The sequence below is a fragment of the Alphaproteobacteria bacterium genome (genome assembly GCA_016870095.1).
Taxonomy (GTDB): Bacteria; Pseudomonadota; Alphaproteobacteria; order Paracaedibacterales; family VGCI01; genus VGCI01.
In genome coordinates this window covers 99,551-120,394 of sequence record VGCI01000006.1, presented here as the reverse complement: position 1 = coordinate 120,394, position 20,844 = coordinate 99,551, and the positions used below count along the sequence as shown (strand labels likewise).

Below are 20,844 nucleotides of genomic sequence, written 5' to 3'. Positions count from 1 at the left end.
TTTAAAATGTTATATTATTTACTTAAGATTCCCATGATGTCAGATTCTTTCATCACGATGTAATCTTTGTTCTCAAGTTTAATTTCTGTTCCAGACCATTTTCCAAACAGAATACGATCACCCGCCTTAACATCCAACGGGGTAATAGTTCCGTTTTCCTGACGAATGCCAGTTCCTACGCTTACCACTTCGCCTTCCATTGGCTTTTCTTTGGCTGTATCAGGGATAATCAGGCCTGATTTTGTTTTCTCTTCAGCTTCGATGCGCTTTACGAGCACGCGATCATGTAATGGTCTAAATGTCATTGTTTCTTCTCCATAAGTGTTTTCTTAACCTCTTTTTGAGTATCAGCACTCTCATCGAGGGAGTGCTAAATTATTAGCGCAAAAATATACCCCTCGTCAACATTCTTTTTATTTGCCCATATTTTTCAAGGATGTTCAAACATCTCTCATCCAAAAAATAAAAATGAAATAGACAAAACGAGAGAACAAACATATCTTTTATAAAAAATAAAGTCGATTCCTTACGCGGCGTCCCTTATCCTCAACGCCATCACTCCCGGAAGACTCTTGCCCTCTAGCCATTCCAGAAATGCCCCCCCTGCCGTTGATGTATAAGAAAAATCATCTAAACACTGTGCATGAGCTAAAGCTGCAAGCGTATCTCCCCCACCAGCTACGCTAATTAGCCCAGCATTTTTGGTTTTCACAGCTATTAATTTTGCCAAAGCCGTACTTCCCACATCAAAGGGAGGAACCTCAAATATACCTACAGGACCATTCCAAATGACTGTGGCGCAACTTTTGAGTTTGGTAGCAATATAGTCAATAGTTTCCTGACCAATATCAACGATTTTATGGGAAGGCTGGACTTGTGTGATTGTAACAATTTCACGAGAAACATAAGCTTTAATTTCTAAAGTTACCGCAACATCTCGGGGCAAAATGACCTCACATCCCGAAACCTTAGCTTGTGCTAAAATAGCATGAGCCGTATCCAACATATCTTTTTCACTTAATGATTGCCCAATGGGATAATCTAAGGCAGACAAAAATGTATTCGCCATCCCCCCACCGACAACCAGACAATCAACCTTTTGCACTAAGTTTTGAAGCAAATCCAATTTTGTAGAAACTTTTGAGCCGGCCACAATAGCCATAAGAGGACGCTTCGGTTTCTCCAAAATGCGATCCAAAGCTTCTAATTCAGCTTGCATTCCGCGTCCAGCAATCGAGGGGAGGAATTGGGTCAGACCCACCACAGAGGCGTGAGCTCGATGAGAGCAAGAAAAAGCATCATTTACAAATATATCTCCTAAATTTGCTAGGGCTTTTGCAAAAATTGGATCGTTCTTCTCTTCACCCTCATGGAAACGTAGATTTTCAAGAAGCAGAATTTGGCCAGGCTGAAGCATTTTTGATGCTTTGTCTGCTTCGGGACCAATACAGTCATTTGCAAAAAAAATGGCCTGACCAAAAGCGCTAGATAACGCCGGCAAAAGATGTTTCAAAGATTCTTGTGATGAACGCCGTCCTTTGGGACGCCCAAAGTGTGATAAGATGATGATTTTCGCGCCGCGATCTTTCAAATTCTCTATCGTTGGAACTAACCTTTTGATACGCGTTAAATCGCTGACTTGGCCATTTTGCATGGGCACATTTAAATCAGCACGTACCAATACAGTTTTTTGAGATACATCCACATCATCTAAGGTCAGAAATTCTGTCATCATCATCTTTCTACTGTATTATTTTTAAGACACACGCTCCAAACGTTTCAAAGTTTCATCCTGTCCTAAAACTTCCATGACCTCAAAAATGCTAGGGGAGATTGTGCTGCCCGTTAAAAGAACACGTAAAGGCTGAGCTAAATTTCCTAATTTTTGACCTGTGCTCTCAGCAATTTCCCGGACAACATCTTCTGTTTCTTTTGCAGAAAAAAAAGTCAAATTCTTTAACCTGTCTATTACAGGCTTCACCATATCCAAGAATTCAGCACTTAAAAACTTCTCAGCTTTATCATCAAGGGGGGGGCGCTCAATATAAAAGCGCGCACTGTCAATAAGCTCAAGAACTGTTTTTGCTCGTGCTTTTAACCCGGGCATACCGCGAATAATTCTCTGACGTTCTTCTGCAGAAAGAGTCCGCTGAAAAAACTCACTAAGGGGGCGCATTATCAAATCAACCAATCGAACGTCTTCCGCCTCACGCATGTAGTGGGCATTTAAATTTGTCAATTTCGCAATATCAAATCGAGCGGGAGAACGACCTATGGCCGGCAAATCAAACCATTCAATGGCTTGATGCGTGGGAATGATTTCGTCATCTCCGTGAGCCCAGCCTAACCGCAGCAGGTAATTACGCATCGCTTCTGGTAAGAAACCCATCTCACGATAGGTTTCTGCCCCCAAGGCCCCATGTCGCTTAGATAGTTTTGCCCCATCGGCCCCGTGAATAAGAGGAATATGGGCAAAGTGGGGGACACTCCATCCACAGGCATGATAAAGATGCTGCTGGCGAAAAGCGTTTGTTAAATGATCATCACCCCGAATGATATGCGTAATGCCCATGTCATGATCATCAACGACCACTGAAAGCATATAAGTTGGTGTGCCATCGGCACGCAACAAAACCATATCATCTAGTTGATTATTTTGCAGACGGACAGTTCCTTGAACCTGATCTTCAATAATTGTTTCCCCCTGTTGAGGAGCTTTAAATCTAATGACGGGTGGAATATCCGAAGGGGCCTCAGAAGGATTACGATCGCGCCATCGCCCATCATACCGTGGCGGTAAATTCTGAGCACGAGCTTCTTCTCGCATTTTCTCTAACTCTTCCGGTGAACAATAACAGTAGTATGCTTTTCCTTCTGCCAACAGTTGGCGCGCAACTTCGGCATGACGACTCGCCCGGGTAAATTGAAATACCGGATCTTCATCCCAAGTTAATCCCAGCCAATTCATACTGTCAAAAATAGCGTCAATGGCCTCATTCGTGGAACGAGCTCGATCTGTGTCTTCAATTCTAAGAAGAAATTTTCCGCCCGTGTGCCGAGCATACAGCCAATTAAAAAGAGCCGTGCGCGCACTCCCAATATGTAAATATCCCGTAGGGGATGGCGCAAATCGCGTAATAACTGTCATCTATAGGTCACCTTTTATTGATTTCTATTTGAGGTGATAGCATAAATAGACAACTTCTGTCCAAAATGATTCGCTTAAATATCCCGTTGAAAACCAATTGATACTTTCTTGCATACTCTTATCGTTACGATAAGGGAGTGTTGTCCTCCCTATATTTAATTTGTTTTGAAAACTCATAATTTTTGCAGAAATTTAATTTCTTTTTTTTAGTCATGAGTTATAAATTTCCCTTTTTTAACTCATTCCTATTAAAACCATGAGTCAAATCATCCCCTTGAATCCATAAATATCTCTGCTTAAAGTACCTTTAGGAAAAACAACCATAGGTTGTGCAAATGAAGATAGATTATTCCCTGTTTTTTGAAGACAAATCTCGGTGGGTATTATGGTGGCCTGTAGGTTTAGGGATTGGAATATCCACGTATTTTTGTTTGCCCTTCGAACCTTCGTTAACTCAAACAAGTATAGTGCTTTTATTAAGCCTGGTGGGAACTTTTGTGGCTCTTCGCCAAAGGAATGACCATCTGTTTATTTTCTTAATTTCCATAGCATCCCTCAGCATGATCCTTGGATTTTCAGCCGCCAAAGTGCGTTCCGACTGGCTTGCCACACCTTTTCTTTCCCAAAAAATAGAGAGAATAAGAATAAGCGGCCGCCTTATAGATATTGAAGAACAACATAATCGCCGTCGATTAACACTAGATCAACTTACATTTGAGGACGATACCTCCCGTTTAAATAAAATTCGCCTAACTCACACTTTATCAAAGCCTTTAATGGCAACCCTTGGAGATCGTATTTCTTTAGAAACTTCTCTGCTTCCTGTTTCAGATCCGGTAAGCATAAATGGCTATAATTTTCGGCGCCAAGCGTATTTTTTGGGAATGGGGGCGACAGGACATATCAAAAGCCCAATTCAAATTCTTAAAAAACAAGACAAACGTCTATGGCTTGAGGCCACGCGCTATCGATTAACAAAAAGCATACGTCAACAGTTACCGGGTCAAATAGGAGAAATTGCTGTAGCCTTAATCACGGGTGATCGATCAGGTATACATCCCCATATTCGCCAAGCTTTTACGGATGCAGGACTTGCCCATATACTGGCTATTTCAGGCCTACATTTAACGCTGGTTGCGGGCCTAATATTTTTATTTTTTCGTCGAGGACTAGCTCTCATACCGTACTTAGCAGAAAATTATCCCATCAAAAAATGGGCAGCTATTTTAGTGGCTTTCGCCACTTTCGCTTACCTTGCCATATCAGGATTTGGAATTCCTGGACAACGCGCATTTGTCATGATCAGCATTGTTATGCTCGGCATTCTTTTAGATCGAAACCCGTTGTCCATGCGCTTAGTTGCCGTTGCTGCCACACTTATCTTACTATTACGCCCCGAAAGCTTGCTCTCAGCTAGTTTTCAATTATCTTTTGCCGCGGTCATTGCTCTCATTGCAGCTTATGAAGGGGGATGGAGTCCTTTACGGCAATGGTCTCTTGAAGGCAGATATTCTCGAAAAATAATCGCATACGGAGCCGGATTAATAGCCACTACACTTATTGCAACACTCGCAACAACTCCTTTCACCCTCGCCCTTTTTAACCGCATAACTTTACAGACTATTGTTGGAAATTTTTTAGCTATTCCTCTCACCAGCATTCTCATTATGCCTGCAGCAACTTTTAGCGTTTTTTCCCTCCTCTTTGGAGGAATAGAGTTTGCCTTCCAGATGTTATCTTTTGGAATAAAACAACTTATTCGCATTGCTGAAATGGTCTCTTCCTGGCCCGGAGCAGCTATTCTTGTCCCCACGCCTCCTCCTTCTTTTCTGGGATTGATAACATTAGGTGCTTTATGGATTTGTATCTGGAAAAGCTATTGGCGATGGCTCGGGATCATTCCTTGTGGAACGGCTTGTATCATTCTATTTTTTCAAAATTCCCCTACAATTTATGCGAGCGGTGATGGGTCCGTCATTGCTTATTCTCTAAGGGATGTTCTGTATATATCAAACCTGAAAAAGGGTAGTTTTTATGCAAATCATTGGATGAAAGAATTGGGGTTAACACAAAAAAAGGAATGGACGCAAGATCAGGTGCACCTTGGAAACTGTCTTATGATTCGTTCCTCAGATTATAATTTACCTATTTCGAAAGAAATGTGCCAACACCCTTGTCTGATCACAACGGGTTATGCATGGCGAGAGTGTAGAGAGTGGGGACATCTCCCAAAAATTTTAATTGACCGTTATACTTTGAAAAAAGAAGGAATCGCTCAAATTTGGACTAACACAAATTTTATAAAAGTAAAATTTGTCAAAAGAGAATTAGGGATAAGACCCTGGAGCTAATAAATTAAATTTACATTTAAAAACATTATATAAACAGGAACTTCAAACTATAATTTTTAGTTTTATAAATAAGTAAAATATATTATATTGCATTTGATTAATAAAAATTATAACTCAAACCCTCTTCTAAAGGATTTTAACATGCATTACTTACTCATTCGAGCGATGGTTTTCATATCGCTCGTCAGCACAAATTATGCTTACGGCACACAAGAAAACCCTAACTCTTCAAACTTAGAAATGAGAAATGGCTACACTTCACCAGCCACATTCCGAATTTTTCCTAACATTCCTGGTATAGATGAAGGCCCTCTAGCCCCAATGGACACGATATGTATCACTCTCGAAGCTGCAAAAGATGGGGTTCAAACTCGACAAATTCATTCATTTCCTAAGCGCTATGGTTTAGTCAATATTGAAATTGCGGGCGGAAATAAATTTTATGGGGTTGTGGATTTACGCTCTCTTATTACTATAGGATCATCAGGCACCGTTTTTTCTGATCTTAACCTCCCTCCATCAGCAATGAATGATAGCTTACCTGAATGGCTATACAGATCTATGAGTTTTAAAAGATTTAGCCTTGCTGACTATGTACGAACACTCAAAAACAATTGGGCAAGCCTTAGTGAGGATGATAAAAAAAACCCAGGAATGATGAGAATTCTTGACATGCCAAGCTGCCTACATGGGATAAACTTAGAACCTGAAATATCAACGCCTTTTCCCCATTGTTTGAATTCTCAAATCAAAAGTGTGGCCCTTCAAAAATATAAAAATTCCCATCCAGAAGTTTCTATTTCAGAAGATGAAATTAAAAAAGCTGAACAAGATCTTAAAAAAGCAGGATTGCCTATTTATATTCATGACTAATTCGGTAGGTTAAGCAATTTTTTTAATAAAAAATATAAAATTAGTATTTAAGGGGGCTTTCCATAGTCCTCTTTTTTTTTATATATATACAGGTTTACTTTTTAAATAATCGTAAAAAATGACAATATTTAAAGAAGAATAAGGAATTTAAAATAAAAATTGGTGCCACTTGAGCCGGCGGAATTTTGATCCTCTCGCGACCTGACAAGCAGGTGGAAACCATATGCCAAAACCACGGCTTTGGTAGGGACAGCCTCCGAGAAGTTAATTAGGGTCCGGGGATGTAACCCCATCAAACCCAGCAGCACCAAAATATACTATACCAAAATTTTGCGTTGTTTACAACTTATTCAGGACCTAACGCAATTCTGCCTTGAAAAGAGTTGTTTTACTCACTCTCCCAACTCTCTCCCCAAGCCAGTTCAATTGCCCTCTTATATAAATCTTTGTCTCGTTTGGACAATGTTTGTCGTTGAAGACCATGCGACGTACATAAATCAAGTATTACATGACCAGACCTTTTCAGCGGTTTGCGAATGACCCTTGTACCCGTCCGGGGTATAGCTTCTCGCAAGGCAATAAGATAACTATATTTTTCATCCTCATAAGGCAAAGAAACATCCTTGATAACGCGATGCGCCAATGACCGAGAAAGCCGTGTTGAAAAATGACACCAATCACCTTTTGGAAGGGGGCAATCTTCATGATGAGGACAGGGGGCGACAATAAACGCCCCCATCTCAATTAATAAATCTCGTAATATCATTAATTGCTGATAACAAGTGGGTGTTCCCGGAACAACAATTACCAGTCCTTTTGTGGCTTTCTCCCAAGCTTTCTTCACGATAAGACTTTGATTTTGAGAAGAAAGTTCGTTTAAAACATAAGATAAGATCACGAGATCGTGTGTATCTTTAAAAGGGTAGCGCAAAAGATTTTCGGGAGAATATGAAAATGACTGGCTTATAATTTCCGGAATATTTTTAAGAATTTGTTGCGACAATTTATTCATATATGCATCCCCTTCAACAAGCTGAAAGTGTTGACACAAGGGCCAACGAAGCGCTGCTGCCAAAGAACCTGTTCCCGGTCCCGCACCTAAATCTAAAACAGATTGAATATCTTCTAACGGTAGGGTCGATAAGATGGTCTCTACAACTGCAAAAGTTGCGGGGAATCGTGACATAATATAGGCAATTGCCTCTTTTTGAGAAGCAAACCCGGGTTTAATTTGCCCCCCAACTGCGCGATATTTCTCTGATTGTTCCGCACGAGCCTTTATGAAAGGATCTTTTGAATCTAACCCTTTCAAGAGAGAATGAATATTATTTTGAATGGAAAAAGGAAGCAAAGACTCTCCTAAGATTTTGCAAGTTGTGCCTCAGAAAATTCTGCTTTCAACGATAGTGTTTCTTCTCGAACAAAAACAACCTTTTTAAGCTTAAGATTTTCTTCATAGGCTGCAGGATTTTCTAGGAAGCAGCAGAATTGAGGAATTAAGAGAGTATTCAATTTAATGTTCTTTTTCTCTTGTTGATACTGACGAAATTTTATGAGAATGGCTTCTTTTGTTTGACTCTCCAAAGACGTATTCTCCCCAATCACAATAACTTTAGACATAAAAGGGGATGATATGGGCACGGCAGTAAGATGTACACCAAATGTGTGCACCCCTATTATTTTATCTATAATCGCTTGTTCAGCAAAAACAATGTCTTCATTGAGAATATGTACAGTGGTTTCACTCTCATTAAACGCACTTGCAAAGACATAAAACATGCCTGGTTGTAAAGTATAACTTGCCAGAGTAAAAGGGGCTAATGATAAATTCATTACGCAGAATAGACCAACCTTGTAAGGCGTTAGGGCATTATTACCATATAATTTTTGAAATTCTTTGTCACAATCTTCCCTTAGTTTTCCTACATTTAAATAACTTAAATTTAGGGGAACATTTTGCTCCAGGGGCCAAACAGGTATGCGAGCTGATTGCGCATGAACTTGATGAAGTTCAAAGACTCCTTTTTTGGAATCCAAAAGGGGACTTGTTTCATGAAATTGATCTATTGCTAACCCTGCATTTTCCGTAAATATGATTGCTATAGAATAAATCATAACTTTTAAGAAGCAAGATACGAATTTCATTATCGTTCCTTTGTTATTGATTAAAATAAGAAAGAATAACGTAAACATACCTTCTTTTAAATAAGTAGGATGTCTGAAAATATCAATTCATCTAAACCATCATGTTCCGGGTTGCATTCGGCAAGCGAACCACCAGGCCATCAAGTTCATCTGTCATTATAATTTGACACCCCAATCGAGAAGTTTGTGTCAATCCAAAGGCAAGGTCCAGCATATCTTCTTCATCTTCTGTTGCAGTACTAAGAAGTTCATACCAGTCCGACTCCACAATGACATGGCACGTCGAGCAAGCCAACGATCCTTCACAAGCGCCTTCTAACTCCACCTTATTACGATGAGCAATTTCTAAAATTGATAGGCCAACCGGTGCATCTACATCAACGCGACCACCTGATGGGGTTATAAATGTCATTTTTGGCATTGTCTTAAAACTCCAATATATTTGTTTACTTCTCTGGTGGGGAAGAAATAGTTACCGCTTCTCCAACCAAGCGTTCTACCCGGCGTGTCGCAAATGGTGCACTGATAGACTCCAACAATTTTTGTCGTTTTACAATGGCGTCTTGGTCTCCATCTGTCAAGCGTTCCTCTAAAGCTTCCATAGCTTGAAGAAGATTATTATGTTCTATGGCTGTCAATAAATCGCCATCAACTTTAATAGCCTTATCCAATTGATGGAGCAACTGCTGCGCTTTAACTTTGGCTTCGATCAAAAGACGATTTTTAATGTCTTTTTGTCCATGAACCACGTTTTCACGCAAAATGCGCACATAATCTTCTTCCGTCAATCCATAAGACGGTTTTAGAGTTACTTCTTGGCTGATATTCGTTGTTTTCTCCGTAGCAGAGACCGTTAATAACCCATCCACATCAACCTGAAATGTTACAGCAATTCTGGCCGCATTTGCTGTCATAGGCGGAATACCCGTTAAATTAAATTCTCCAAGAGAACGACAATGCTCCACCAATTCACGTTCCCCTTGTAGGATGTGAATCTTCATGGCCGTCTGCCCATCTTGGTAGGTCGTAAATTCTTGACTAACACTTACGGGTATAGGTGTATTGCGGGGAATAATTTTTTCAACCAGCCCCCCCATAGTTTCTATACCTAATGATAATGGGGTTACATCCAAAAGCAATGTTTCAGATCCGTGAGTTAAAGCCTCTGCTTGTAAAGCTGCCCCTAAAGCAACGACTTCATCAGGGTTCAGATTTGTTAAAGGATTTTGTTCAAAGAATTCAGATACTCTTTCTTGAATTAACGGCATTCGAGTTCCGCCGCCGACTAGAATAACACCATGAATATCTTTGGGTTTTAAATCTGCACTTATTAAGACTTGACGACAAATATCAATTGTTTTTTCAACAAGTGGGGCTGCTAATTGTTCTAATGTTTGACGATCTAACGGACACTCGTTTCCGCCGGGCAGCGCCCACATCCCTCTTTCCTGGTGCGATAAGTATTCTTTTATTTCTCGCGTTATTTTTAAGGCTTGTTTATAAGATTTGGTCGGGAGCTCAATTCCAGACGACATGTGACGGAGATATTCTAAAATAAGTCGATCAATATCATCGCCGCCCAAGGCAACATCACCTCCTGTTGCCAGCACTTGGAACACACCTTTTGTCATGCGCAAAAGAGAGAAATCAAATGTTCCCCCTCCAAAATCATAAACAGCGTAGATTCCTTCGATCCCGTGATCTAAACCATAGGCTAATGCGGCAGCCGTAGGCTCGTTAATCAAGCGCATAATTTGCAAACCCGCAAGAGCTGCAGCTTCTTTAGTCGCTTGCCGTGCAGCTTCATCAAAATAAGCCGGCACCGTTATAACGACCTTTTCAATAGGCTGTTTTAAGGCAACTTCAGCTTGATTTTTTAGTTCACGTAAAATATCTGCTGCAACTTCAATAGGCGTTTTGACCTGGCCACCAATTATCAATCTCACCACTTTGTCCTGAGAGTCTTGATCTGTCATTATGTGTACAAAATTTCCCGCTATCTCAGCAACTTCTGAACCTGAACGTCCCATCAAGCGCTTTGAAGATGTCACCACACAGTCTGGCATTTCTTCAATTAAGTCGATGGCCTTTTCGCCCACAATCGGTGCGGTCCCATCCAAATAAGCCACAACCGACGGCAGTAAACTGACCCCTTGCGCATCTTGCAAAACAAATGGTTTTTGATTTTGCGAATAAGCGACAACAGAATTTGTTGTTCCCAAATCAATGCCTATAGCTACAGCTTGAGAAAGTTTTTCTTGAACGAGGGTGGATATGGGCTCTGTTATTTGCAGCAACATGTGAGGTGTTCTCCTCCCTACAGCATTTTTAGTGAGGCTTGGGTTTGGCGCACTTTTAAATCCTCTTTCAATTTTGATAAATACGTCAACCGTAAAAAAAGCCCCGGCAATTCGCGATTGAGATTTTTTTGAAGAGCCTGCCCAAAAGAGAGTATAACTTGAAGGTAACGATCTTGAATTTGGTTTTCAATCCGGCTGACATCTTGTGGAGAATGTGCCTCAAAAACAGCTTCCTGCAAATCCATCATTTCTTCTAAAACCTGAGGATCTTGAACTGATTTTCCCTCTTCCCCTTGAATCTCAATCCCCTTCAAAGTCAAAAGAGCTTTTGCTCGTAAAGTGGGATTTTTTAAGGTTTCATAAGCAGAGTTTAGGGAAGAAGCTTGAGCTGTTGCCGCCTGGCGTTCAGGTTCAGAATGGTGAATGAAGCGATCCGGATGGGCTAAGGATTGGCGGGCAAAATAAGCAGCATCAAGCGCAGTTTGGTCAACATCAAATGTCGCTTCCATCCCTAAAATTTCAAAAGGATTTTGAAGATCCTTAAACATGGAATGATTTTCCACAACCGCACCGCCCTTTCTCATTGGGATTTCGGAAAACAAAACCAGATTGCATTTTTTCTTCCACATAATCCATTTCTGTTCCCAAAATAAAGAGGATTGCTTTGGGATCAATAAGAATCGTGATTCCTTCTTGTTCCATCATTTCATCTAACGGATTTTTTTCGTCGGCATATTCTATTGAGTAAGATAGCCCCGAACATCCTTTTGTGCGAATGCTAATGCGGATACCAACAGACGGTTTTCCTCGAGCTGCTAATAAAGCCTTGACGCGCTCAAAAGCGGAATCCGTTATTGTAAGAGGAGCGGCTCGTGTCATGATTTCTCTCTTATATTGCTGCTTATTTTCTGGTTTCAGACTTGGACTGATAATCTGCAATGGCTGCTTTCACAGCATCTTCTGCTAAAATTGAACAGTGAATTTTAACGGGAGGCAGAGCTAAAGCTTGAGCAACTTCTGTATTGCGAATAGCTTGGGCCTCAGCCAAGCTTTTTCCTTTAATCCATTCTGTAACAAGAGAACTGGAAGCAATAGCAGAACCGCACCCAAAGGTTTTAAATTTTGCATCTTCAATAATGCCGTCTTCATTCACTTTAATTTGCAATTTCATAACATCACCACAAGCAGGCGCGCCAACTAACCCAGTTCCAATAGAGGCATCGCTTTTATCAAACGCACCAACATTGCGCGGGTTTTCATAGTGATCAATCACTTTAGGACTGTAAGCCATTTTCTCTCTCCTTTAAATTAGTGGTCTGACCATTTAATATTTTTCAAATCTACGCCCTCTTGGACCATCTCCCACAAAGGGCTCATTTCGCGCAACCGTTTTACAGCTGTCACAACTTTTTGAATCGCAATATCGACTTCTTCTTCTGTAGTAAAACGGCCAATTCCAAAACGAATTGAGGTATGAGCCATTTCTTCTTGCACACCCAAAGCACGTAAAACATAAGAAGGCTCAAGTGAAGAAGAAGTACATGCTGAACCGGAAGAAACAGATAAATCTTTAATGCCCATCATTAAGCCTTCCCCTTCAACATAAGCAAAACTTAAATTGAGATTGCCGGGAATGCGGGGGGCCCCCTCACCATTCAACTGTACATCAGCCAATTGGCTCGTCAATCCGTGATAAAGGCGAGCACTTAAGCCCGTAAGTCGTTCTGATTCCATGGCCATTTCCTCTTGGGCAATTGCACAAGCTTCCCCTAAACCAACACATAGAGGTGTTGCAAGAGTTCCGGAGCGCATCCCTCGTTCTTGTCCTCCACCATTAATAATCGCTTGTAGACGAACACGTGGTTTGCGACGAACGTAAAGAGCCCCAATGCCCTTCGGTCCATAGATTTTATGCCCAGAAATACTAAGGAGATCGATATTCATTTCTTCAACATTTAAAGGAATTTTACCGACAGCTTGAGCGGCGTCCGTGTGAAAAAACACACCACCTTCGCGACATATTTTCCCAATTTCTTTGAGAGGTTGGATCACACCAATTTCATTATTTACGGCCATAATTGAAACCAAAATGGTTTCGGGACGAATTGCAGCTCGAAGGGCATTCAATTCAATTAATCCATTCGGTTGGACAGGAAGGTAAGTGACTTTGAAACCATCCTCTTCTAAATGCCGGCAGCTATCTAAGACACATTTATGTTCGGTAACACACGTAATAATATGATTTTTTGTATCCTTATAAAAATCACTCACGCCCTTTATCGCCAAATTGTTTGACTCTGTTGCGCCACTGGTAAAAATAATTTCCCGTGGATCGGCTTGAATAAGAGAAGCAACTTGAGATCTGGCTTTTTCAATCGCTTCTTCAGCCATCCAGCCATGGGGATGATTTCGAGAATGAGGATTGCCAAATATCTGCGTGAAATAAGGCAGCATTTTTTCGACAACACGGGGATCACATGGGGTCGTTGCCTGATAATCTAAATATATTTGTTGTGACGGTGTCATATTTTTTTGTCTCCAAAAACCCTAAAATCATTTATCATTTTGCCTGAGCTCGCTCATATATGTTTAGCCAAACATCCACAAATCGATCGATCAATTCTTCTGAACTCGTAGGCCCAAGACTAACCCGGACAGAACAAGCAGCCAATTCTTCTGCAATCCCCATAGCGGCCAAAACACGAGAGCGTTTTACTTTACCAGATGAGCAAGCCGATCCCGCAGAGATAGCAATCCCGGCTAAATCAAAATTCATAACTTGCGTTGCACTTTTCACACCCTTCATTGCAATAACTGCAGTGTTCGGTAAGCGCGGGGCCTCATGACCTAAAAATATGACATCCGAACATTGATCCTTCAGTTGACTTTCCAGTCTGTCTCGCAAAGTCTTAACAAAATTCCAATTTTGCTCTTTTATCGCCATCACGGCAGCCGCAAAACCTAAGATGCCCAAAAAATTCTCCGTTCCTGATCGAAACGATCGCTCTTGGCCCCCACCCCGTAACTGTGCTTTTAAAGGCATGTCCGTTCTCATAATCAATGCTCCAACACCTTGGGGCCCCCCCAACTTGTGGGCAGAAACAGAAAAGAGATCAATTCCATTCCATAACAAAGGTATTCTTCCAATAGCTTGCACCGCATCACAATGGACAAAAGCGTTATACTTTCTCGCAAGGGCCACAACTTCTTTTATAGGTTGAATCGTGCCTGTTTCATTATTTGCAGCCATTATCGAAACGAGAACAGGACCTTCCTGTGATTGTAATAAAACCTCCAGAGCATTTAAATCGATAGTACCTTTGGGGCCAACCGGACAAACTTCTCTATCTGGACGGGCTTGATCAATTGAATCATGCTCAATTGCAGAAACGATTACGCGCCCCTCAAACCCGCAAAGAGATAAGTGATTGGCTTCTGTTGCGCCACTCGTAAAGATAACATCTCCCGCTTTCACTTGAAAAAAATCACCAATATTTTGGCGGGCTTCTTCAATTTTCTGACGAACTTGTCTCCCAAAGTGATGGACCGACGAAGCATTCCCAGACCAATCCATTCCCTCAATCATCACTTTTTTGGCCTGCTCACACAACGGAGCCGTTGCATTGTAATCCAAATACAAACTCATGCAACACGCTGATCTTTGCTGGAAGAGAGATCCATAAACATTCCAAATCGCCCCATACCGGCAATGCGATTTTCACAAACATCCGCCAAAGTGACTCGACCCAAAAACAATTGAACGACGGCTCCTAACTCATCCCATAAGTCATGGGTGATACAGCGTTCTCCCGTTGCACGACAGCCGTTAGCCGACTCATGTTCACAGCGCGTTGCCTTCAAGGGAGTGTCCACTGCTGAAATAATATCTAATATAGAGACATCTTGAGCTTTATGATTTAAAGCGTATCCCCCTGCGGAACCACGACTACTTTTAACCAAGCCCGCTTTTCGCAACTTACCAAAAAGCTGTTCTAAATAAGCCAAAGGAAGCTCTTGGCGACTGGAAATAGTCGTCAAAGATACAGGCCCAGAGCCCTCCTCTAAAGCCACATCGACCATTGCTGTTACCGCATATCGTGCTTTTGTGCTTAAACGCATAAAATCTCTTTCGTTTTTCATAGCTGTTCTTGAAAAGCCATGTTACACTTCTTGCGATATCGTTATATTTTATATCGATACCAATTTTGAGGAATGGATCCACATCTAGAACTAGAAATACCTATTCCGACTAAATTGGTCAAGTATTGTTTTGTGGGCCACTCTATATAAGGCCCCTAAAATCTAAGGGGAGGAGGAAACGTTGTGTCAGAAATAATTTTTAATGGTTCCGCTGGGCGCATTGAAGGACGCTATCACCAAACCCATCGAGATGGGGCACCGATTGCAGTCATTTTACATCCCCACCCCCAACATGGCGGAACGATGAACAATAAAGTTGTTTACGCTCTCTACCGAAGTTTTGCAGAACGTGGATTCAACACCCTTCGTTTTAATTTCCGCGGCGTTGGACGGTCCGAAGGAACTTATGATAATGGGGAAGGAGAGCTCAATGATGCAGCATCCGCTCTTGACTGGCTCCAAGCCAATAATACCAATGCCTCCGCATGCTGGGTTGCAGGATTTTCTTTTGGAGCGTGGATTGGCATGCAACTTCTGATGCGTCGTCCTGAATTAGAGGGATTCGTTTCCATTAGCCCCCCAGCAGATCGTTATGATTTTGGTTTCTTAGCTCCTTGTCCAGTACCCGGATTAATTTTGCAAGGGGAGAAGGACGACATCGTTCCCCATACTTCTGTTGCAAATTTAGTGAGTAAACTTCAACTCCAACGTGGCATTAATATCGACTACCGTATGGTTCCCTTGGCGGATCATTTCTTCGCAGGACAATTAGCTGAACTGCGAACACATGTAGAAGGATATTTGACGAAAAACCTTTTACGATCAAGCATCGCTGTCAATCAGTAATATGATTTCCTCTCCCCTTGGGAAGCACAAAGGGAGAGGTTTTTTAAATTTTACAAATCCCTTATGACATTACTTTTGCTCAATGCGCGTCAAGCCGTAAGTTGCACATATGATAATCAAACTTCCCAAAATGACTCCCAGATCGGGAATTTCATTAAAGAAAATATACCCAATGGGAATAGCAAAACAAATTCGCGTATATTCAAATGGTGCCAGAAAAGAAGGTGTTGCATGTCGCATGGCCGTGACACTGCAATACTGAGAGAAAACACCAAATCCTCCCACAGCCACAAGAGTCAGAAGATCAGGTTGTGATGGCGTTTCCCACACCACAAAAGCCACAAGGCTAGCAATAAATGTAGTGGCTGTATTCGCATAAAGCATCAAGGTGAATGTACTTTCTGTGCGCGTGAGAAGTTTTACACAAATTAGAGAAAGCGACGCACACAAATTGGCCAAAAGAGCTGTCCACACACCAATATTAATTGTTAATTCGTGGGGACGCACCGCAACAATGACGCCAACATATCCTAAAATAATTAACATCCATTTTGAAAAGCGAATATGATCTTTCAAAAATATCATGGCCAGCACAGTTGTAAATAAAGGCCCCGACATGCCAATAGATGTTGCCAGAGTTAAGGGTAATTTTCGATAAGTGAAATAAGTGCAACTGACGGCAATTCCCAATGCCACAACACGAATCAAATGAAGGAGGGGTCTTGAAGTGGTAAATCCTTTGGTACCCGCACGAATAATAAAGGGGGTAAAAAATACCAATCCAAAAAAGTAACGCATAAACATCACCATAACACTATCAACTTCAGGAGAAAGGGTCTTGGCAAATGCCATCGCTGTACTAAAACTTAAAGCCCAAAGAAGCATAAAGAGGGCGCCCACAAATTTGGGGGGCAGTTTACTTTTGATGAGCTCGCGAAGGTTTATTGTTTGAACAGAATTTAATGTTTCGCTTTGTGTTTGATTCATCATATGCTCCTTTCCTCTTATATATGGGATGTCTTATAGAAAACACAATGTTCTTTCCCCCCCACATAGAGAAGGGGGGAATTTGACAATCTTCTTGACGCAAAAGGGTAATTTCCCCTAACGTTTTTTTAATTTTGTGAAAAGAGTACTTTTACGATGTCCCCATTCCAGCATTCCCAATTTATTACCGGCATTAAAGATGTCATTGATCATTACGATGCTTTTATCATAGATCTATGGGGCGTCATTCATAATGGCATTAAGCCGTACCCTCATGCTCTCGAAACATTGAAAAATTTAAAAGACTTAAAAAAAACAACTCTCTTGTTATCTAACTCTCCGCGTCGCGTCTTTGCCTCAGAAGCCCATTTGGCAGAAATGGGACTTCCTCGAGATTTGTATACGCACATTTATACTTCCGGTGAAGATACGCATCAGGGCTTAAAAAATCGACCGGACGCCTGGCATCAACGTTTGGGTCAACGCCTCTATCATATTGGACCAGCATTTCATCATCCTATGTACGATGGCTTGCCTTATGAAAAAGCCAGCACGCCTGATGAAGCAGATTTTATCCTAATGACCGGTGCGGAGTATACACACATCAATGACTATGAGGAGATTTTAAATAAGGGACGTGAGCGTAGGCTCCCCATGTTGTGCGCAAATCCGGATCGTGTCGTTGTTCACAACGGGAAAATTATTTTATGCAGCGGCGGCGTTGCCCACCGTTACGAGGAAATGGGCGGCGATGTTTTTTATCACGGCAAACCTTACCCAGCTGTATATCAACCTGTCCTGAAATTGTTGGACGGCACCCCTACCTCTCGCATTTTAGCCATCGGTGATTCTTTAACAACAGATATTAAAGGCGCGCAATCTTACCATATCGATGGCGTTCTTGTTATGAGCGGCATTCACCATGAAGACCTTCTTGACGATTATAAATTGACGGCAAATACACCGACATTACTTCAAAATCTATGCGCTCAAAGAGACATTACCCCGCGATATGCCGTGACAAACATGAACTGGGAAATCTGATTCAATTATTTGTTATTAAAGAAAAGAATTGCGAATAATTGTATTGCCTTCCTTTCTCCCAACCATCAAATGGCCAACACGATAATAATTTAATTTGTCAGCCGCCCTAGAGAGTTTTATATTTTCCAAAGCACGTTATGGCAAATCTAAAAATGTTGTCTTACGTATAAACTTCTCTCAAAATTAATTTTTGTCTTGCTTAATTATTAAAATAACTGTTATCTATTATAGTTCTTCAATTTTTGAGCCTATGAAAAGTGATGAAATCTATATCTATGAAATCAACGCCGTTTTTCACTTTAACTGATATTGAAAAGGATTTTGATCCCCAACTTTTTGAAAAAGGGGGCGTCTACCAGAAAGAGAATCGCGTGACGCGTCTTGAGGTTGGTCACGATAAATATGGGCATTGGAAATATAAATCTACCATTCAAGAAACTGAGAAAAATACTTACAGCACAGATATTATTGTCAGTTTTAAAGAGGGCAACTTTATCGTTGATGGATATTGTTCTTGCCCCATGGACCATAATTGTCCACACGTAGCCGCAACTCTCATTGAAGCCGTCTCGAAACACTCTGCCCCGATTACGCCCCGGTCTGCAACCAAGAGCACAGACGAAATTCCGACACCAATATTTCGTATCATGACAAATACGGTGCGCTTTAAAGTGCGCCCGTGGTCTATAACCCAAGATGAGAAAAAATTCCTGGTGCACCTTTCTTTTGCTTATACACAAGGAAAAGTGCCTCTGACAGAAAGTGTTGAGTCCAGTGTCATTGCCCGCAATAGTAATGCCGAACAAGAATTTTTATCTCATCCTCTCCTCAAACAATGGAAAAAATTAGGCGATTTCGCTCATCAAATCGATCCGTTTAGTCTTGAGATGAGCAATCTCATTTTTGATGCCAAAACACCAGGCAGTTTGGGTTTGGTAACCGATGAATTGATCATTCAAACGGCCATGAAAATGACAGAAGAAATTTTCCCGCAACTTCGCAGTGAAGGGTGGCTGATTGAAACAGACCCCAGTTTTCCTTTTCAGCCCATTAAAAATATTGGGGAATGGTATGCGAACATTGATAATCAAACCACCACGAGTATTGATTGGTTTGACCTGGAAATGGGTGTTGAAATTGAAGGGAAGCGCATTAATATTTTGCCACATATTGTGAGATTGTTGCGCAATCCCAATGTTCGTACAACCGTCGAAAACGACGAACTCAGCGATTCAGAAATGATTTATACTCAATTAGATGATGGTCGCTATTTACCTATACCAGCCAAGAAAATTCAATTTATTGCGCGAACTCTCATCGAACTCTACGACTTTAATGCCTTAACCAGTGAAGGGCATTTGCGACTATCCACCTGGCAATCTGCGCAACTTGCTGAACTTGAACATGCCATGGCAGCGAGCCAACTCCGGTGGTTCGGTTCTAATCAATTGCGTGAACTTGGGAATAAGTTGCGGGATTTCAAAACCATAGAAAAAGTCACCCTTCCTGAAAGTTTTAAAGACACGTTGCGCCACTATCAAGAAGATGGGGTTAGCTGGCTGCAATTCTTACGCGACCATAATCTCAACGGTATTTTGGCTGATGATATGGGACTAGGAAAAACCATTCAAGCGCTTGCGCACATCATTGTTGAAAAAGAAAGCGGCCGCATGCAAGATCCTGTGCTGGTAGTCGCGCCTACCAGCCTCATGACCAACTGGAAATCGGAAGCCGCCCGCTTCGCACCTACCTTAAAGGTTCTTATTCTCCAAGGGAACGAACGCAAAACAAATTTTGAACATATTGGAAATAATGATCTAATTCTCACGACTTATCCGCTTTTGTCGCGAGATAAAGACATTCTTTTAGCTTATAAATATCATTTACTTATTCTTGATGAAGCGCAAATGATTAAAAATCCGAATACGATGGCGCACCGTATTGTTCAACAATTACAAGCCAAGCATCGGTTATGTTTAACCGGAACGCCTATGGAAAACCATCTCGGAGAGCTTTGGTCCTTGTTCCATTTTCTCATGCCCGGATTCTTAGGAGATAATAAGAAGTTCACCCAAACATTCCGAAAACCGATTGAGAAACGACAAGACAAAGATCGTCAGCTTGCCCTCACACGCCGTGTTCATCCCTTCATGTTGCGTCGAACAAAGGAGGAAGTTGTCTCAGAGCTCCCCGCAAAAACAGAAATCATTCAACATATTGAGCTTCTCCCCACCCAAAGAGATTTATACGAATCTGTGCGGTTAGCCATGCACTCAAAAATACAAGTTGAAATTGAGGAACGAGGCCTAAAACGCAGCCAAATTGTTATTCTAGATGCGCTCTTAAAAATGCGCCAAGTGTGTTGTGATCCTCGTCTTTTAAAAATTGATTCCGCTAAAAATGTAAAAGAATCTGCCAAGTTACAGTTCTTAATTGATACGTTGCCAGAAATGATTGAGGAAAATCGCAAGATTCTCCTTTTCTCGCAATTCACAAGTATGCTCGCCCTAATTGAAATTGAATTAAAAAAACTAAAAATTCCTTATGTCATTCTCACTGGCCAAACCAAAGACCGACAAACCCCCATTAATGACTTTCAGTCTGGTAAGGTTCCTTTGTTCTTAATCAGCTTAAAAGCGGGCGGCACCGGATTAAACCTCACCGCTGCCGACACGGTCATCCACTATGACCCTTGGTGGAATCCGGCTGTCGAAAATCAAGCTACTGATCGCGCCTACCGCATTGGTCAAGATAAACCCGTGTTCGTCTATAAATTGGTTACCGTGGGGACGGTTGAAGAAAAGATTCTCGATATGCAGCACCATAAAGCCGCTCTTTTTGCGGGCGTCTTTGATGGCACAACTACCAGTAGCGGGGCAATCACACCTGAAGATCTTGAGGCTTTATTTGAACCATTGCCCTAATCATGACGAATCAAACTTATAAGTTGAGATATTGATCTGCCACTTGTAATTTACCCTCAACTCCGGTAAAAAAAGTCATCGTTATT

19 protein-coding genes and 1 other RNA gene are annotated in these 20,844 nt (G+C 41.4%); 5 read left to right on the top strand and 15 right to left on the bottom strand.

Translation table 11 applies throughout. From position 1 onward, the window contains the following. Positions 1 to 14 precede the first annotated feature (14 nt). The 3 genes from FJX03_06095 to FJX03_06085 form a co-directional block, all read right to left on the bottom strand. Positions 15 to 305, bottom strand: coding sequence for a co-chaperone GroES (locus FJX03_06095; protein ID MBM3633256.1), 291 nt, complete (start codon positions 303 to 305; stop codon positions 15 to 17). A 221-nt stretch (positions 306 to 526) separates the two neighbouring features. Next, on the bottom strand, positions 527 to 1,732 hold the full coding sequence (locus FJX03_06090; GenBank protein MBM3633255.1) for a phosphoglycerate kinase: 1,206 nt from the start codon (positions 1,730 to 1,732) through the stop codon (positions 527 to 529). A 24-nt stretch (positions 1,733 to 1,756) separates the two neighbouring features. Beyond that, the gene (locus FJX03_06085; GenBank protein ID MBM3633254.1) at positions 1,757 to 3,148 is read right to left on the bottom strand and encodes a glutamate--tRNA ligase; all 1,392 of its coding nucleotides are present in this window, start codon (positions 3,146 to 3,148) and stop codon (positions 1,757 to 1,759) included. 335 nt (positions 3,149 to 3,483) lie between these two features. Between FJX03_06085 and FJX03_06080 the strand changes: the two genes are divergently transcribed. Together FJX03_06080 and FJX03_06075 are read left to right on the top strand one after the other, a co-directional pair. Then, entirely contained in the window at positions 3,484 to 5,499 is a 2,016-nt protein-coding gene (locus tag FJX03_06080) for a ComEC/Rec2 family competence protein (protein MBM3633253.1), read from the top strand. A 141-nt stretch (positions 5,500 to 5,640) separates the two neighbouring features. Beyond that, on the top strand, positions 5,641 to 6,372 hold the full coding sequence (locus tag FJX03_06075) for a hypothetical protein (GenBank protein ID MBM3633252.1): 732 nt from the start codon (positions 5,641 to 5,643) through the stop codon (positions 6,370 to 6,372). Between the two features lie 158 nt (positions 6,373 to 6,530). On the opposite strand, the gene ssrS is transcribed toward FJX03_06075, so the two are convergent. From ssrS to FJX03_06020, 11 genes are all read right to left on the bottom strand, one after another. Then, a non-coding RNA gene (gene ssrS, locus FJX03_06070) (6S RNA) lies at positions 6,531 to 6,683 on the bottom strand. A 77-nt stretch (positions 6,684 to 6,760) separates the two neighbouring features. Further along, entirely contained in the window at positions 6,761 to 7,723 is a 963-nt protein-coding gene (locus FJX03_06065) for a hypothetical protein (protein MBM3633251.1), read from the bottom strand. Between the two features lie 8 nt (positions 7,724 to 7,731). Continuing rightward, a complete protein-coding gene (locus FJX03_06060; GenBank protein ID MBM3633250.1) occupies positions 7,732 to 8,517 on the bottom strand; it encodes a hypothetical protein in 786 nt (261 codons plus the stop codon). A 91-nt stretch (positions 8,518 to 8,608) separates the two neighbouring features. Continuing rightward, the gene (locus FJX03_06055) at positions 8,609 to 8,938 is read right to left on the bottom strand and encodes a 2Fe-2S iron-sulfur cluster binding domain-containing protein (GenBank protein ID MBM3633249.1); all 330 of its coding nucleotides are present in this window, start codon (positions 8,936 to 8,938) and stop codon (positions 8,609 to 8,611) included. A 25-nt stretch (positions 8,939 to 8,963) separates the two neighbouring features. Then, on the bottom strand, positions 8,964 to 10,817 hold the full coding sequence (hscA, locus tag FJX03_06050; protein ID MBM3633248.1) for a Fe-S protein assembly chaperone HscA: 1,854 nt from the start codon (positions 10,815 to 10,817) through the stop codon (positions 8,964 to 8,966). A gap of 17 nt (positions 10,818 to 10,834) precedes the next feature. Continuing rightward, complete coding sequence (hscB, locus tag FJX03_06045; protein MBM3633247.1) at positions 10,835 to 11,446, bottom strand: Fe-S protein assembly co-chaperone HscB; 612 nt, start codon at positions 11,444 to 11,446, stop codon at positions 10,835 to 10,837. Beyond that, positions 11,358 to 11,696 carry an iron-sulfur cluster assembly accessory protein gene (locus tag FJX03_06040; GenBank protein MBM3633246.1) on the bottom strand — a complete coding sequence of 113 codons (339 nt, stop codon included), beginning with the start codon at positions 11,694 to 11,696 and terminating at the stop codon, positions 11,358 to 11,360. Before FJX03_06040 ends, hscB begins: the two co-directional genes overlap by 89 nt. Before the next feature lie 22 nt (positions 11,697 to 11,718). Then, the gene (iscU, locus tag FJX03_06035; protein ID MBM3633245.1) at positions 11,719 to 12,108 is read right to left on the bottom strand and encodes a Fe-S cluster assembly scaffold IscU; all 390 of its coding nucleotides are present in this window, start codon (positions 12,106 to 12,108) and stop codon (positions 11,719 to 11,721) included. A 17-nt stretch (positions 12,109 to 12,125) separates the two neighbouring features. Next, positions 12,126 to 13,343: an IscS subfamily cysteine desulfurase gene (gene iscS / locus FJX03_06030; GenBank protein ID MBM3633244.1), complete on the bottom strand. Its 1,218-nt coding sequence runs from the start codon at positions 13,341 to 13,343 to the stop codon at positions 12,126 to 12,128. 34 nt (positions 13,344 to 13,377) lie between these two features. After that, positions 13,378 to 14,463 (bottom strand): cysteine desulfurase, encoded by a 1,086-nt coding sequence (locus tag FJX03_06025; protein MBM3633243.1) that lies wholly within the window; start codon positions 14,461 to 14,463, stop codon positions 13,378 to 13,380. Next, a complete protein-coding gene (locus FJX03_06020) occupies positions 14,460 to 14,936 on the bottom strand; it encodes an Rrf2 family transcriptional regulator (GenBank protein MBM3633242.1) in 477 nt (158 codons plus the stop codon). The genes FJX03_06025 and FJX03_06020 overlap by 4 nt, the downstream gene beginning before the upstream one ends. Positions 14,937 to 15,140: 204 nt before the next feature. On the opposite strand from FJX03_06020, the gene FJX03_06015 reads away from it, so the two are divergent. Then, positions 15,141 to 15,803, top strand: coding sequence for an alpha/beta fold hydrolase (locus FJX03_06015; protein MBM3633241.1), 663 nt, complete (start codon positions 15,141 to 15,143; stop codon positions 15,801 to 15,803). Between the two features lie 69 nt (positions 15,804 to 15,872). On the opposite strand, the gene FJX03_06010 is transcribed toward FJX03_06015, so the two are convergent. Continuing rightward, positions 15,873 to 16,793, bottom strand: a complete 921-nt coding sequence (locus FJX03_06010) for a DMT family transporter (GenBank protein MBM3633240.1) — start codon at positions 16,791 to 16,793, stop codon at positions 15,873 to 15,875. A gap of 153 nt (positions 16,794 to 16,946) precedes the next feature. Here FJX03_06010 and FJX03_06005 point away from each other — a divergent pair, with 153 nt between their 5' ends. Further along, the gene (locus FJX03_06005) at positions 16,947 to 17,834 is read left to right on the top strand and encodes a TIGR01459 family HAD-type hydrolase (protein ID MBM3633239.1); all 888 of its coding nucleotides are present in this window, start codon (positions 16,947 to 16,949) and stop codon (positions 17,832 to 17,834) included. A gap of 647 nt (positions 17,835 to 18,481) precedes the next feature. After that, entirely contained in the window at positions 18,482 to 20,758 is a 2,277-nt protein-coding gene (locus tag FJX03_06000; protein ID MBM3633238.1) for a DEAD/DEAH box helicase, read from the top strand. Positions 20,759 to 20,844: the final 86 nt, after the last annotated feature.